The 13,589-nt window shown below is 47.8% G+C and carries 16 protein-coding genes and 1 tRNA gene; 9 read left to right on the forward strand and 8 right to left on the reverse strand.

Going from position 1 to position 13,589, the window contains the following annotated elements:
- From INT33_RS05945 to INT33_RS05955, 3 genes are all read left to right on the forward strand, one after another.
- Positions 1–477: integrase core domain-containing protein (locus tag INT33_RS05945; protein WP_226940095.1), on the forward strand; the 477-nt coding region annotated here is incomplete at its 5' end.
- Positions 478–539: 62 nt separating this feature from the next.
- Entirely contained in the window at positions 540–740 is a 201-nt protein-coding gene (locus tag INT33_RS05950) for a hypothetical protein (protein WP_018916069.1), read from the forward strand.
- A gap of 197 nt (positions 741–937) precedes the next feature.
- Positions 938–1,141 (forward strand): hypothetical protein, encoded by a 204-nt coding sequence (locus tag INT33_RS05955; RefSeq protein ID WP_018916068.1) that lies wholly within the window; start codon positions 938–940, stop codon positions 1,139–1,141.
- Between the two features lie 64 nt (positions 1,142–1,205).
- On the opposite strand, the gene INT33_RS05960 is transcribed toward INT33_RS05955, so the two are convergent.
- The 5 genes from INT33_RS05960 to INT33_RS21440 all read right to left on the reverse strand — a co-directional run bounded on the left by INT33_RS05960 (position 1,206) and on the right by INT33_RS21440 (position 3,785).
- The gene (locus INT33_RS05960; protein WP_192538700.1) at positions 1,206–1,388 is read right to left on the reverse strand and encodes a hypothetical protein; all 183 of its coding nucleotides are present in this window, start codon (positions 1,386–1,388) and stop codon (positions 1,206–1,208) included.
- A gap of 303 nt (positions 1,389–1,691) precedes the next feature.
- A tRNA-Pro gene (locus INT33_RS05965) sits at positions 1,692–1,768 on the reverse strand.
- Between the two features lie 131 nt (positions 1,769–1,899).
- Positions 1,900–2,706: an inositol monophosphatase family protein gene (locus INT33_RS05970; protein ID WP_193091388.1), complete on the reverse strand. Its 807-nt coding sequence runs from the start codon at positions 2,704–2,706 to the stop codon at positions 1,900–1,902.
- Between the two features lie 94 nt (positions 2,707–2,800).
- Positions 2,801–3,253, reverse strand: a complete 453-nt coding sequence (locus INT33_RS05975) for an anti-virulence regulator CigR family protein (RefSeq protein ID WP_193091389.1) — start codon at positions 3,251–3,253, stop codon at positions 2,801–2,803.
- Between the two features lie 112 nt (positions 3,254–3,365).
- Positions 3,366–3,785: a pilin gene (locus INT33_RS21440; protein ID WP_193091390.1), complete on the reverse strand. Its 420-nt coding sequence runs from the start codon at positions 3,783–3,785 to the stop codon at positions 3,366–3,368.
- A 243-nt stretch (positions 3,786–4,028) separates the two neighbouring features.
- Here INT33_RS21440 and pilB point away from each other — a divergent pair, with 243 nt between their 5' ends.
- The 6 genes from pilB to INT33_RS06010 all read left to right on the forward strand — a co-directional run bounded on the left by pilB (position 4,029) and on the right by INT33_RS06010 (position 9,714).
- Entirely contained in the window at positions 4,029–5,723 is a 1,695-nt protein-coding gene (pilB, locus tag INT33_RS05985; protein WP_193091391.1) for a type IV-A pilus assembly ATPase PilB, read from the forward strand.
- A gap of 3 nt (positions 5,724–5,726) precedes the next feature.
- The gene (locus INT33_RS05990) at positions 5,727–6,959 is read left to right on the forward strand and encodes a type II secretion system F family protein (RefSeq protein WP_193091392.1); all 1,233 of its coding nucleotides are present in this window, start codon (positions 5,727–5,729) and stop codon (positions 6,957–6,959) included.
- Positions 6,960–6,976: 17 nt separating this feature from the next.
- Positions 6,977–7,819 carry a prepilin peptidase gene (locus tag INT33_RS05995; protein WP_193091393.1) on the forward strand — a complete coding sequence of 281 codons (843 nt, stop codon included), beginning with the start codon at positions 6,977–6,979 and terminating at the stop codon, positions 7,817–7,819.
- Between the two features lie 130 nt (positions 7,820–7,949).
- Positions 7,950–8,540: a dephospho-CoA kinase gene (coaE, locus tag INT33_RS06000; RefSeq protein ID WP_193091394.1), complete on the forward strand. Its 591-nt coding sequence runs from the start codon at positions 7,950–7,952 to the stop codon at positions 8,538–8,540.
- Positions 8,541–8,571: 31 nt separating this feature from the next.
- Positions 8,572–8,805: a DNA gyrase inhibitor YacG gene (gene yacG / locus INT33_RS06005; RefSeq protein WP_018916059.1), complete on the forward strand. Its 234-nt coding sequence runs from the start codon at positions 8,572–8,574 to the stop codon at positions 8,803–8,805.
- Positions 8,806–8,838: 33 nt separating this feature from the next.
- The gene (locus INT33_RS06010; RefSeq protein WP_193091395.1) at positions 8,839–9,714 is read left to right on the forward strand and encodes a DNA replication terminus site-binding protein; all 876 of its coding nucleotides are present in this window, start codon (positions 8,839–8,841) and stop codon (positions 9,712–9,714) included.
- 48 nt (positions 9,715–9,762) lie between these two features.
- On the opposite strand, the gene INT33_RS06015 is transcribed toward INT33_RS06010, so the two are convergent.
- The 3 genes from INT33_RS06015 to rpsA form a co-directional block, all read right to left on the reverse strand.
- The gene (locus INT33_RS06015; protein WP_192538708.1) at positions 9,763–10,101 is read right to left on the reverse strand and encodes a hypothetical protein; all 339 of its coding nucleotides are present in this window, start codon (positions 10,099–10,101) and stop codon (positions 9,763–9,765) included.
- Between the two features lie 1,031 nt (positions 10,102–11,132).
- Positions 11,133–11,510 (reverse strand): histone-like nucleoid-structuring protein, MvaT/MvaU family, encoded by a 378-nt coding sequence (locus INT33_RS06020; protein WP_192538709.1) that lies wholly within the window; start codon positions 11,508–11,510, stop codon positions 11,133–11,135.
- Positions 11,511–11,804: 294 nt separating this feature from the next.
- Entirely contained in the window at positions 11,805–13,481 is a 1,677-nt protein-coding gene (gene rpsA, locus INT33_RS06025; protein ID WP_192537884.1) for a 30S ribosomal protein S1, read from the reverse strand.
- Positions 13,482–13,589: the final 108 nt, after the last annotated feature.

Raw genomic sequence — 13,589 nt, forward strand, 5'->3', positions numbered from 1 at the left:
CGAGAAGGATGCTGGCATCAGCCCCCGGTGTTGCACTCGGATAATGGCGCGCCGATGACGTCTTATACGCTTAAAGCGAGGTTAACAGAGCTGGGGATGTTGATGTCTTACAGCCGACCAAGAGTGAGCAATGACAACCCTTACTCGGAAGCGCTGTTCCGTACCGTCAAATACTGTCCAGCATGGCCCACAAAGGGCTTTGCATCGCTGAGCGCAGTGCGTGACTGGATGCTGACGTTCGAGCGGGCTTACAACGAACAGCACCTGCATAGTGGCCTTCGGTACGTGACACCTGCTGACCGGCATCGAGGTGTCGACCGAGAACGTCTTGAGCACCGCAAAGCAGTTTATGAAAGTGCTAAGTGCCGACATCCACAGCGTTGGTCGGGCAAGACTCGAAACTGGGAGGTACCCGGTTCGGTATCGCTCAACCCTGGCAAGCTGCAGGAAGTTGAGCGTAATAAACAGGCTGCTTAGAGGCAGCCATTTGGACAACTGGGTTGAAAATCACCGATATCTACCAAGGAAAGGAAAAAGTTATGACGATGATTGATCAATTACGTGATGGCAAGACAAAAGCATTCGCCAAACACTGCTTTGAAAGTGGTTCCGTTGAAAAACTCCGCGCTGCAGCCGAGGGTAGCGCAGATCAAGCAGAAATGGAGCATTGGGGCATTACGGAGGGTCAGTGGGAAGAAGCCGTTGCTGCGGCACTGGCGGACCATGAAGCGGCAGAGTAAATCTGCACTTTGCTAGGCTTTGCATTTAAAACCGTCCGCTTTACGCGCTGACGGTTTTTTTAATCATGCTTTTTTCTTAAATTATTAATAAGTATTAAAACAGCATTTTTATAAGCGTTACCTAGCAAATCGGTGCAACCAAAGTTTGCTCATAAAGTCATAGAACCAGGGAATAATGCAGATCAAGGAGAAAGATAATGTCCATTATGATTGACGACATTCTAATGTTGCCAAAGACGGATTTTGACAGAGACCTCTCGGTTGGCGATGAATGTGAAAATTATGGTTTAAAAGATACACGCGATGAGTATAACCAGGTTTCGCGAGACGTTACTCTTAAAGTAATTGCCGTTCATGACGACGATTATGAAGTTAAAGTTATCGACATATTGACCGAATAAACCGCGACAAGCACTGATGAGCCACATTAGTAGCGTAATCAGTGCTTACTCACAGCCCCCGCCTCTACTCTTCTACTGTGACTTTTCGCAGGTCATCTACGCTAACCCCTTCCGGCAATTCAGATGCATCGGTGGGCAGCCATACGGGCGATAGATCGCTATCTTCACGTCCATTCTTATGAGTATGGCCGGGTATACGGTAAACCACCTGGCCTCGACGATCATCCCAGGCAAAAATGCGGTCCATATCGCGTTCCTCCATTCAGCTACATTTTAATGTGGGAGTTGAGTAATGCGGCATTATCATTACTCATTATATTTAGTCGAACACTAGCGCAGAAGCATCTTCTACGCTCAAAACAGCAGATATTCTATACCGGGTATAGTGTATCGGGCTGACCGTCAGTGAGTTTAGCGCCGACTTTGCTCTTACAGCAGCAAGGGCAGGAATGCATAACGGCCACGCACAATGACAGTGTAGTCGAGGCGATTTTGAAGGCATAAAAAAACGCCGCTCGGTGTAACCCGTAAGCGGCGTTTTTTACTTAATTGGTCGGAGTGACAGGATTCGAACCTGCGACCTTTGCAACCCCATTGCAACGCGCTACCAAGCTGCGCCACACTCCGATGTCTCGTTGGCATTTGCCTTAAGACGGTGCGTATACTAGCGTTTTACGAGGCAAATGAAAAGCTCTTTTTGCGCTTTCTTTTCAAGTATTTGCCATGACAACGAGTTGCCTTTGTCAACCGAGGGCTTATCACTGACTGGCATCGAGCAGCAGCCGTTCCATCGCCTGGTATACAGCTGGCGCAGCTACCAACAACTCCTTGGGGTATAAATCGGCAGGCACGCCTTCAGGAATTGCTGCGAGATGCCCAACAGTAGCGCCAGCCTCACGCGCAATCACCCAGCCGGCGACAAAATCCCAGGGTGAAACCGTTTCGTAATAAGCGCCTAGACGACCACAAGCGACATCGCATAAATCAAGTGCGGCGGCACCGTTACGTCGGACGTCACGACACTTGGCCAAGACAGCCTCCAATCGAGGCATCAAAGCTAGCCGGGCCTCTTTCTGATAAGGAAAACCGGTACCCACTAGTGTCTCAGCTAATAAACTTACCTTGCCCGCCTGGATAGGCTGCTGGTTGCAAAAAGCACCTAGCCCTTCTGCCGCGCTAAATGTTTCATTCAAGAAAGGCGCATGCACCACTCCCACTTTGCCAACGCCCTCTTCCATCCAACCAATAGACACGGCAACATGCTTTAAACCCTGGGCAAAATTGACCGTTCCATCGATAGGGTCAACGACCCAGAGCTTTGCAACGTTGGCATCTAGCGCACGCTCTGGCGCCAACTCTTCGCTCAGTAGCGCCTCGCCAGGGAAGTAACCATTCAAGCGCTGACGTATGAGCTGATCGACGGCTACGTCAACATCGGTGACCAATTCTTCGTCAGCCTTTAAGCGTTGCGAGAACGACTGTTCTGCGCGAGCCTTACGAATGAGTTCCCCCGCTTCTTGAGCGATTGAAATCGTTAGCGCTAAACGTTCTTCCAATGTATGCATGCTCTTCTGTCCTTTAAACACATGGCTAAAATTTCAGAGCATAGTCACACACTATGACTTTTTAAATCACGTCCGTGCAGTAAAGGCATAAATATTAACGCAGTGCGTCCACCAGTATATCAACCACTACGCGAGTTGCTGCCTCGATCAACACAACATCGCTGCCTACATACTCCCACTCATAGCCGGGGTAACTGGGTAATTGAGCGGCTAAGGGCCTGTCAAAACGCTTAGCGATACCGGGAGGCAAAGGCTTGCCCCGTTCAATCTGGCGCTGAATACCCGGCGGCAAAGACCCTGTTGCCGGTGCGTTAAATTCACGCAGCAGACGTATCAGCTCGCGCTCGTTCACACGCGGTAAATCAACATACTGATCGTTGCGCTCATTATGTGATGGCCGAGCGTCTTTATGATGTCGCTGTTCCTGGTGCCCATTGTTATCGCGTGCACCATGTGCCGGAGCATGGGCAGGCTGCGCAAAAGCGGTATTCACGCCAAGGAGCAATCCGAACGCACCTAATAAGACCATATAGTTAACATGTTTCATCGTAAGCCCACAACCCGACGTAGAAGCCTACAGTGTAGAGGGGAAATACGCAGACAGTGTGGAAATAAAAAGACCTATCTAAGTAAAATAATATGCTAAGGCCTGCTTACTCTTAGGAATTTTTAGACATAATATTGCCAGCTTTAATATTAATGCTGCCAGCACTGTCACCGCGATACGTCTTAATATCGTTTACATCATCGGTTGACGCGCTGCTTATAAAAGCCGTAGCTAAATCCTCCTTGCTAACTGTCGATGCACCAATATCACAGGAATTAAATTCGAAATCATTATAAATTTCAGCATCAACATTTGCTGACTGTGAGAGGGAATAATTAGTTATCACTATATTACGAAAAGAAGCTAGCTCGCCCTCACAGGCTGTTAATGAAGCTCTATCAAGATAATTTCCATATTGCGGCACCGCCACCGCCATCAAAACACCAATAATGGCAATTACGACCATTAGCTCTATAAGCGTAAAACCACTTTGAAAACTTACACTGCTGATATTATTAGCATATTTTTTCATACTACCCCTCTGAATTATATACAAAAAACTTTTCTCTAAAATCCTCGCCATAGGTGCTTCGCTCTGATTGCCCTTCTAATACACCTCCCAAATAATAAAGCACATCAAATAATAATTAATCAATATTTTAATAAAATTATTGTTTTTGATGTTTCAGCATAGGAATATAGTTATTAGCCATACTTCAGAAAATCAATAAATATATTAATATCATAATCTTATAAAATCACTTTTGAGCTGCCTATGAATTCAGGACTTGCTAGTCGCTTGATCAAGAATGAGCTTTTAAACCATGATCAGGCAGACAAAGCCAATAAAGCGTCCCAAGCATTAGACATATCGTTATTACAGTATGTAGTTGAACATAAACTAGTCGGCTCGATTACTGCAGCCACAGCAGCGGCTTACGAATACGGTTTACCGGTTATCGATTTAGACGCTGTACAGCTGCAGGCACTTCCTGAAGCCTCTATGTTTCCTTCTCGCCTGTTAAAATCATTAAAAGTGCTCCCTCTAGCACTTCAGAAACGACAATTGACCGTGGCAGTTTTTTGCCCATCGGTGCTATGCCAACTTGATGAGTTAAGATTTGCATTAGATGCCATCACTATTGAGGGTATTCTTGCGCCTCTTGATCAACTAGAGACTGTGCTTGATAGCTACCTTAATCATCATCGCTACGCCGCATTAAAAAGCACAAATGACGTGGTGAGCCACTCTTCTTCTATTGATGTTCAAGAAAGCGCTACGCTTGATGATACAACACTGAATGTCGATGACGGCCCTGTCGTTGAACTGGTTAATAAGGTGATCCTGGACGCTATTGATCGAGGCGCCTCGGATATTCATTTCGAGCCCTATGAACAACTTTTTCGAATCCGATTTCGTATTGACGGTGTGCTTATTGAAGTCGCCCAGCCACCCAAAGCAATGCGCCATCAGATAGCCGCCCGCTTAAAAATTATGGCTCGTCTCGATATTTCCGAGCGGCGCCTCCCTCAAGACGGCGCCATTAAACTGGCACTGTCAGACGCTCGGTCATTGGAGCTGCGCATCAATTCTCTCCCTACAGTGTATGGTGAGAAAATTGTGCTTCGCTTACTCGATCCTGCGGCCGTGCAATTGGGAATTGACCAGTTGGGTTTTACCGACGATCAGCGAGCGCTGTATGAACAGGCGCTAAAGCAACCGCAAGGCATGATTTTGGTAACCGGTCCTACGGGGAGCGGTAAAACGGTCTCGCTGTATACGGGCATTACGCTACTTAATAAAGTAGAACGCAATATTTGTACTGCTGAAGATCCTGTTGAAATCAAGGTGCCGGGCATTAATCAGGTCAATGTTCTGCCTAAAATCGGCCTGGATTTTGCCCATGCATTACGGGCTTTTCTTCGCCAAGATCCTGACGTGGTTATGGTGGGTGAAATACGCGATTTGGAAACCGCGGAAATAGCGGTAAAAGCAGCGCAGACGGGGCACCTGGTACTTTCAACGCTACATACTAACTCTGCGGCACAGACACTGACTCGCTTATCCAACATGGGTGTTTCAGCGTTTAATATCGCAAGCTCTGTTAGCCTTATTATTGCTCAGCGCCTTGCCCGCAAACTGTGTAACCACTGCAAAGAACCTGCTGACATTCCTATCGAAGCGCTGTACAGCGAAGGCTTTATGAACGCTGATATTCAACACGCTACCTTCTATCACGCTGTTGGCTGCAAGAAATGTACACAAGGCTATAAGGGAAGAATCGGTGTTTATGAAGTCGTGCCCGTCTCAGAAGCCGTCCGGCAACTGATTATGCAAAATGCACCGGCTATTGATATTGATCAGCAAGCTAAAAAGGAAGGATACCCAGGGCTTCGTCAGAGTGGTTTCCATTACGTTACCCAAGGCGTTACCAGTCTTGAGGAAATCAACCGGATCAGTAAGGAGTAACGCATGGCCCGGCATACCGCTAAACACAAGGCGCATTCTCCTCGACTGTATCGCTGGAAGTGGACAGGCCTTGGACCTCAAGCACGCTTATTGAGTGGAGAAACCATTGCCCATAACAAAGCGGAGGTTATCGCTACACTAACCAAACAAAATATTAATGTTCGCCGTATCCATAAACAAAGTGGCCTGCGTAGCCATGGCCGAATAAAACCTTATGACATTATGATTTTTTCACGCCAAATGGCAACCATGATTCAAGCAGGCATCCCGCTTCTGCAAGCTTTTCGAGTAGTCGCGGAAAGTCTTAAAAAACCAGCCCTGGTCGCCACGGTTCACAAGCTATCCAATGATGTAGCCTCAGGAACAAGTTTTTCGGATTCCTTACGACGCCATCCGCAACACTTTGATCGCTTATTCATCAATATGGTGGATGCAGGTGAGCAGTCAGGTACACTCGCTAAAATGCTTGAGCGCAACGCTCTTTATAAAGAAAAGGTTGAATCACTCAAAGGCCGTGTAAAAAAAGCCCTCTGGTACCCCGCTATCGTGATGCTCACAGGTATCGTTATTACGCTGCTATTACTGATTAAAGTAGTGCCCCAGTTTGAAAGCATGTTTCAAAGCTTCGGTGCTGAACTGCCGGCGATTACCCAATTCACCGTTAATCTATCGGTGGCTACTCAAGAGTACTGGCTACCCATGACAGCGCTACTATTAGCCACTGCGCTCGTACTCAGATGGTTAACACGGCGGTCCCCAACGCTTGTCTTTCACCTACACCGTTTACTCTTACGCCTACCTATTATCGGTAGCATCATCGATAAAGCCGCCGTCGCCCGCTTTTCTCGCACACTGGCGACAACCTTCGCCTCTGGAATTCCCTTAGTGGAGGGGCTGGAAACAGCTGCGGGCGCAACAGGTAATAAAGTGTATGAACAGGCAGTACACCAGGCCCAATCAGATGTAGCCACAGGTCAACAGCTGCATTTTTCAATGCGAATGACCAATTGCTTCCCCGCCTTAGCGATTCAGATGGTAAGTATTGGGGAAGAGGCTGGCGCGCTGGACACCATGCTTCTGCGCGTAGCCGATTACTATGAAGAGCAGGTCGACAACCATGTCGACGCGCTAACCTCTCTAATCGAGCCTTTTATTATCGTTGTGCTGGGAGCTCTAGTCGGAGGTATCGTGGTTGCAATGTATTTACCGATATTTGAACTGGGCAGTATTCTGTAGGCCTATTAAGGAGCGTTATGAGTTCGTCAGCATTGGGTATTGGTGTAGCAGTCTTTGTATTAGGACTTTGCCTGGGCAGTTTTTTAAATGTGGTGATTACCCGCCTTCCCGTCATGCTGATGCATCACTGGCGCCATGAAGCACGCACGGCACTTGAGCTGCCTATTGAGCACTCCTCGCGCTTTAATCTGGCAACACCTGGTTCGCTATGCCCGCGCTGTGAACAACCCATTGCCTGGCACGATAACCTTCCTCTGATTGGCTGGATCAAACGGCGTGGACGTTGTGCAAGCTGCCAAACCACTATCAGCCCGCAATATCCTCTTATTGAGCTGATGGGGGGTCTGCTTGCCTTGGCCGTTACGTTACTCCATGGACTTAGCATTTCTAGCCTATTTATTTATGCCGCGTGCATGACGCTTCTAGCACTCGCAGTTATCGATTTTCGAACGTATTTACTGCCCGACATTCTGACACTGCCATTACTCTGGACTGGGCTGCTATATCAGCTATTTTTTCAGCCCTTCTTGCTGACTAACGCAGTAATAGGCGCCATGGGGGGCTACCTGATACTTTGGAGCTTTTTTTGGGCGTTTAAGCTGCTTACAGGCAAAGAAGGTATGGGGTATGGAGATTTCAAGCTCCTGGGCGCTTTGGGCGCCTGGCTCGGCTGGACGTTTTTACCGTTACTGTTACTACTCTCTGCTGGCCTTGGGGCGATTGTCGGCATTATTGCGCAGGCACACTTTCCACGCTTACGCGGCGCTCCCCTGCCTTTCGGCCCCTTTCTGGCGATTGCGGGGTGGGTATGTCTGTTAGTAGGTAACGATCTGATGGCTGTCTATCTCTCTTACCTCTAATACTCCAACATTGCGCCACTTCCTAGCCTATCAATAATTTTATCATGGCTAGTATATCAATCTGAAGGTACCGACTTTCCACATAAAAGCGCGTAAAATAAAGCCTCAAAGAACGTATTGAAGGGCGACTATGATTATTGGCTTAACCGGCGGCATTGGTTCAGGGAAATCAACGGTTGCACGCGCGTTTGAATCGTTAGGTATTGGTTGGATCGATGCCGACGATGTCGCCCGAGAGATAGTTGAACCAGGCGAGCCTGCACTAAGCGCAATCATTAATTACTTTGGTCAGCGTGTTGCCAAAACAGATGGCACGCTTGATAGAGCGGCGCTGCGCTCGCTGATTTTTGAAGACCCATCTAAACGCCAGTGGCTTGAAGCGGTTACACATCCTCGAATCAGGGAGCGACTGCTTCAGCATCTGACACGTTTATCTGGTCACTCGCCTTATGTTCTACTCGTCTCACCGCTACTTTTTGAGTCTGGCCAAGATGCTTTGGTTGCCCGTTCAATCGTGGTGGATGTACCGCCCGACATGCAGCTTTCACGCACGCTCGCCCGCGATGGGGTAAGCGCTAAGCAAGTTCACGCAATTCTTGCCGCTCAGCTTCCCCGTGAAGAGCGCTTAGCGAAAGCCGACGACGTGATTGATAACAGTGGTAACCATGCCCACTTGATGGAACAAGTCGAGCGCTTGGACAGAGCCTACCGTAACGGCTGACTTAATTTTTTAATTTTAGGATTTTTTTGTTATGTCTCATTCCGCCAATGATGCCCCGCTTGAAGTTAACTGCCCACAATGCGGCAAAGCGGTTGCATGGTCACCTGAAAGCACCTATCGACCGTTTTGCAGCAAACGCTGTCAATTAATTGATTTTGGCGCGTGGGCAGAAGAATCTCACCGAATCGCAGGCGAGTCCGCCATGGACGAAGCTGATCTAGACACCCTGTTGGCACAAGCTGATAAAGATGCGCCTCTTTCTTAACGGATTGTTGATCAGGTGAGGTAAATATTGGCCATGCTGGAACCCGACGTAACCGCTTATCGCTTATTGCATGAGCTTGATGATCGATTTGACCATCTGGTTGGCACTATTGAGGTGGCCCTGGTCCTGTACGAACGGCAGCGCCCGGCTACGTGGGTCCTGCATCAGCCCACCGTTGATTCCGACTGGCTGCGCCACGCGCTGCTGGATATGTGGCATCAGGAAGGCCAGGACGGGCGGGAAACACGTAATTACGTAGGGGTGATTGCCGCTGACGAACCGCTTATCGAAGCAGTAGACGCAATTAACCATGCTAAAACAGCGATTAGCGAGTTAATTCAAAAAATAAAAGCGCTCTCTCCAAAAGCGTTTGGAGAAATTAAACACCGCCTACCGCAACGTCACCCTCACGTGGACAATGTACTGCGGCGCAGTGGCTTTGCCAGGCTGCATCTTAAACAGTGCTGGCGACATCTACCTATCGCTGAGGCGCCCGTCTCACGCATACGGCTTGCCTGGTATAGCAGTGGCCGCTCTATCAAGCGGCTGAGTGTCCAAGAGGCGGAACGAAAATTAATGCTGCTGGATACCGAAGCGCCACACGTACGTATCCAGTTACGCAAGCTGGCCGCCCTGCCTAGCAATGAAATATTGGCTCAGGTGCAAGCACAAGCGCCTTTGATGCGAGCCAACCTCTTTTTTACTGAACCGTTGCTTGATGGGCATTCGCGACGGGCTCTTAATATTGCCATGCCCCTGTTTGTTCCCGCCCCTGATAAGCGCCTACCTCAAGTTAACTCGCCCTCTTTACAACCGCCCTTAGAGCGAACGCGGGCTAAAAGACGCGATGAGAAGATTGAGCACGACGCGTACCTACCTAGCTTACGTATTTATCGCTACCGTCAGTAAGGCCTGCGAACGGTTAGCGATAAACCATCAATAGACGTACACAAGCCCTTAAGGCGTAGAAATGGCGGGAGCTTCGTCTTGAGGCCAGAGGTCATATTCTAACAATGTTGAAATCAATTCATTTAATACTTGGTCAGACTGATCATATTCGCTCATTAGCGCTTTCAGCTGCTGCTCGAACAAACGATCTCTTACCTGCTGCTGTTCGACTGCATCGTCTTTTTCTAACGCGGCTAAGGAGCGTACGGGAGGCCCTGTTGGAATGTCAAAACCACTATTAGGATCTTCCAGCTGACGTAATGCCTGAGCAAATGCATCATCCAACTCACGAAACTTACGCAGCTTGTCACGCTCATCCAACTGTTTTGGAGCTTTGTGATATTTCATTGATGTTTCATTTACACCTTACTTGAAATGGTCGAAGCACCTGGTAGACAGGTATTTTCCACAAGTGTGTTCAATTGCGTAAAGTTAACCCTAAAAATGACTATTTGCCTGATGGAATGTAACTAACAAGCCATCATAACGCACAGCCTTATCAATGCGGATCTGTTGATGCAGGGTGAGGCAAATGCACATAACCTAGCAAAGAAAGGAAGAATGCCTGCCACTGCAACACATGAGTATATATAGGCAATGATATACCCACTTGCCAGCAATACTATAGTTCATCAGATGTTCAATAAAGGCTAACAAGGCTGAAAACAATTCATACCGGTAGCACAAGCGCTCAGAAAATACATGGCCAGCCCATGTGACGCATGATCATGCGACCTAAAAATCTGAGCTGTAAGTACGCTTAGTAAAACGCCCTACAGCAGCAACTTTGCAAATTGTCTAACGTCGCCGACGGAGCGTCGACTCGCTCAACACAGCCCCTAGTTTACTATTAAACTACTCTCAATTCTTCTTTAGCGGTGGCAATCAAGGTAAGTAGGCTATGGCAAACGTGACACAGCACCTGAGGCGCCTGCACGTAGCTTCTGGCCCGTCAGCTCAATGTGCGGCGATAGGTCACGCCTTCTGCAGAGAGCTAAGCAACCCCAATCCCTTTTTATAGAGTTAGTAATTAATAAAAGCAAATACGCTAAGGGTCTATTCAATGCCATCTTACCTACGATACGCCATAGGAGTATACCTTGAAAATCCCCACGATGGTTATCGTCTAGCGCTGCCGATAAAATAATGCAGAGGCGACATTTCCAATGTTTCCTCGATCAATTAACACAAAAAATAGACCGAAGTTTTGCAGAGAAGCACTGTCGCTTCACAGCATGCCCTTCTCGCTAGATTAAGAATCCCGCTGCTATGCTAGCCGCTATCAACTAAGGGTGGATCTTCAGGCTACTATTTTAGAGATTTAAACAACGATAAAAATGAAAACGGCATTTCCTAGTAGAAATGCCGATCATTACTATTTAGTCTTCCATGCTTTCCAGCCATGACTCTACGGCTTCGTCACCGTATTCGTCTTTCCAGCTACGTAAACCTTTATGGTTACCACCTCGGGTTTCAATTACTTCACCCGTTTTTGGATTTTTGTAAATTTTAAGACGGCGCTTACGGCGATTCGCATTATTACCTGCCGACGCTTTCGTACCACGCTGATCATTTGCAGGATCTAGCAGTGCAATAACATCTGCGGGACGTTTACCAAACTCGTTCATTAGCGCTTCAAGCTTAGCTTTGAATTCCAACTCGCTTTTTAAACGCTGATCGCCTTCAAGACGTTGCAAGTCTTCTTGAAGCTGCTTAAGTTGCTGCTCTTTTTGAATATATTCATTTAGAAGTGACATGGGGGAGTCCTTATACTTCAGGTTTATCTACTAGATACTGAATTGACCTGCACAATATCCATTAGTTCAGAATGCGCGCTCATTATTACTTTAAAACTACACTTTGACAATAGTCTAGACGGTTTTCATTCGACTACTAATATTTTTTTAAGTGTTTAATGTAATTTTATAAACGTTTAAATACGTCATTAGCGTCAATCTAATAAAACAACACTATTAGAAAACCATAAATTCGCATACAAAAAAAAGCGCCGCCCATAGGGCGGCGCTTCTTAGAACCAGCGACTAAATAGCTTAGTCTTGGCCCATTTGCTGTTTGATAAGGTCACCGATAGTGGTCGGACCACCAGCTTCGGGTTCTTGATCACGCAGCTTTTTCAGGTTCTGACGGGTATCGTCCTGCTCTTTCGCTTTGATCGACAGATTAATCTGACGGCTCTTGCGATCGACATTAATGATACGCGCTTCAACGCTGTCGCCTTCGTTCAGCACATTACGCGCGTCTTCAATACGGTCAGCACTGATTTCAGAGGCTTTGAGGATGGCAATAACGTCGGTTGCCAGCTCAACGTGTGCTTCTTTAGCGTCTACTTCAACAATACGGCCAGTCACAATGCTGCCCTTATCGTTAACAGACAGGTATTCAGCAACAGGATCGGAATCCATTTGCTTGATACCTAAAGAAATGCGCTCACGCTCAGGATCGATAGACAGAATAACGGCTTCGGCTTCATCGCCTTTCTTGAAGTTACGAACCGCTTCTTCACCAGTCTCTGTCCAGGAAATATCGGATAGGTGAACCAGACCATCGATACCGCCTTCAAGGCCGATAAAGATACCGAAGTCAGTGATTGACTTGATGGTACCTGAAACACGGTCGCCCTTGTTGTATTCAGCGTTAAACGTTTCCCACGGATTAGCAGTACACTGCTTGATACCCAGAGAAATACGACGACGCTCTTCATCGATATCCAACACCATGACGTCAACATCGTCGCCCACTTGGACAACTTTAGACGGATGGATGTTTTTGTTGGTCCAATCCATTTCAGAAACGTGAACCAGACCTTCAACGCCCTCTTCCAGCTCAGCAAAGCAGCCGTAATCGGTCAGATTAGTGACCACAGCATGTACTTTGGTGCCTTCCGGGTAACGCTGCTTAATGTTGACCCACGGATCTTCGCCCAATTGCTTCAGACCCAATGAAACGCGGTTGCGCTCACGGTCAAACTTCAGCACTTTAACGTTGATTTCGTCGCCAACAGCAACGATTTCAGACGGGTGCTTGATGCGCTTCCACGCCATATCGGTGATATGCAGCAGGCCGTCAACACCACCCAGATCTACGAACGCGCCGTAGTCTGTCAGGTTCTTAACGATACCTTTGATCTGCTGGCCTTCCTGAAGCGTTGCCAGCAGCGCTTCGCGCTCGGCACTGTTTTCAGCTTCAAGAACGGCACGACGAGAAACAACAACGTTATTGCGCTTCGGATCAAGCTTGATGACTTTAAAGTCCAGCTCTTTATTTTCCAAATGCGCAGTATCGCGAACCGGACGTACGTCGACCAAAGAACCCGGCAGGAAGGCACGGATAGAGTCGACGTCGACAGTGAAGCCGCCTTTGACTTTACCGTTGATCACGCCTTTGATGATTTCATCTTTCTCGAAGGCGGCTTCCAGAATCTTCCAAGCTTCTGCGCGCTTGGCTTTTTCACGGGACAGACGTGTTTCACCGAAGCCATCTTCTACGGCTTCCAGTGCAACGTGAACGTCGTCACCGATAGCGATGTTTAACTCGCCATTTTCATCGCGGAATTGTGCCGCCGGGATCTGGCCTTCAGATTTAAGACCAGCATTGACGGTAACCCAGTCGCCATCGATGTCGACAACTTGAGCCGCGACGATAGCGCCTGGCTCCATGTTAATGTCGTTAAGGGACTGTTCAAACAGTTCAGCAAAGCTTTCGCTCATGGTTTTCCTACGTGATCAACGTTGTTGAGGCATAAATGCCTTCTCCGTACCACCAGCGAGTACGGGCCTAATGTCACTCTGCTTTTGGAGGTGTTAGCGCTGGTTAGA

This window comes from Halomonas colorata (assembly GCF_014897985.1).
Taxonomy (GTDB): domain Bacteria; phylum Pseudomonadota; class Gammaproteobacteria; order Pseudomonadales; family Halomonadaceae; genus Vreelandella; species Vreelandella colorata.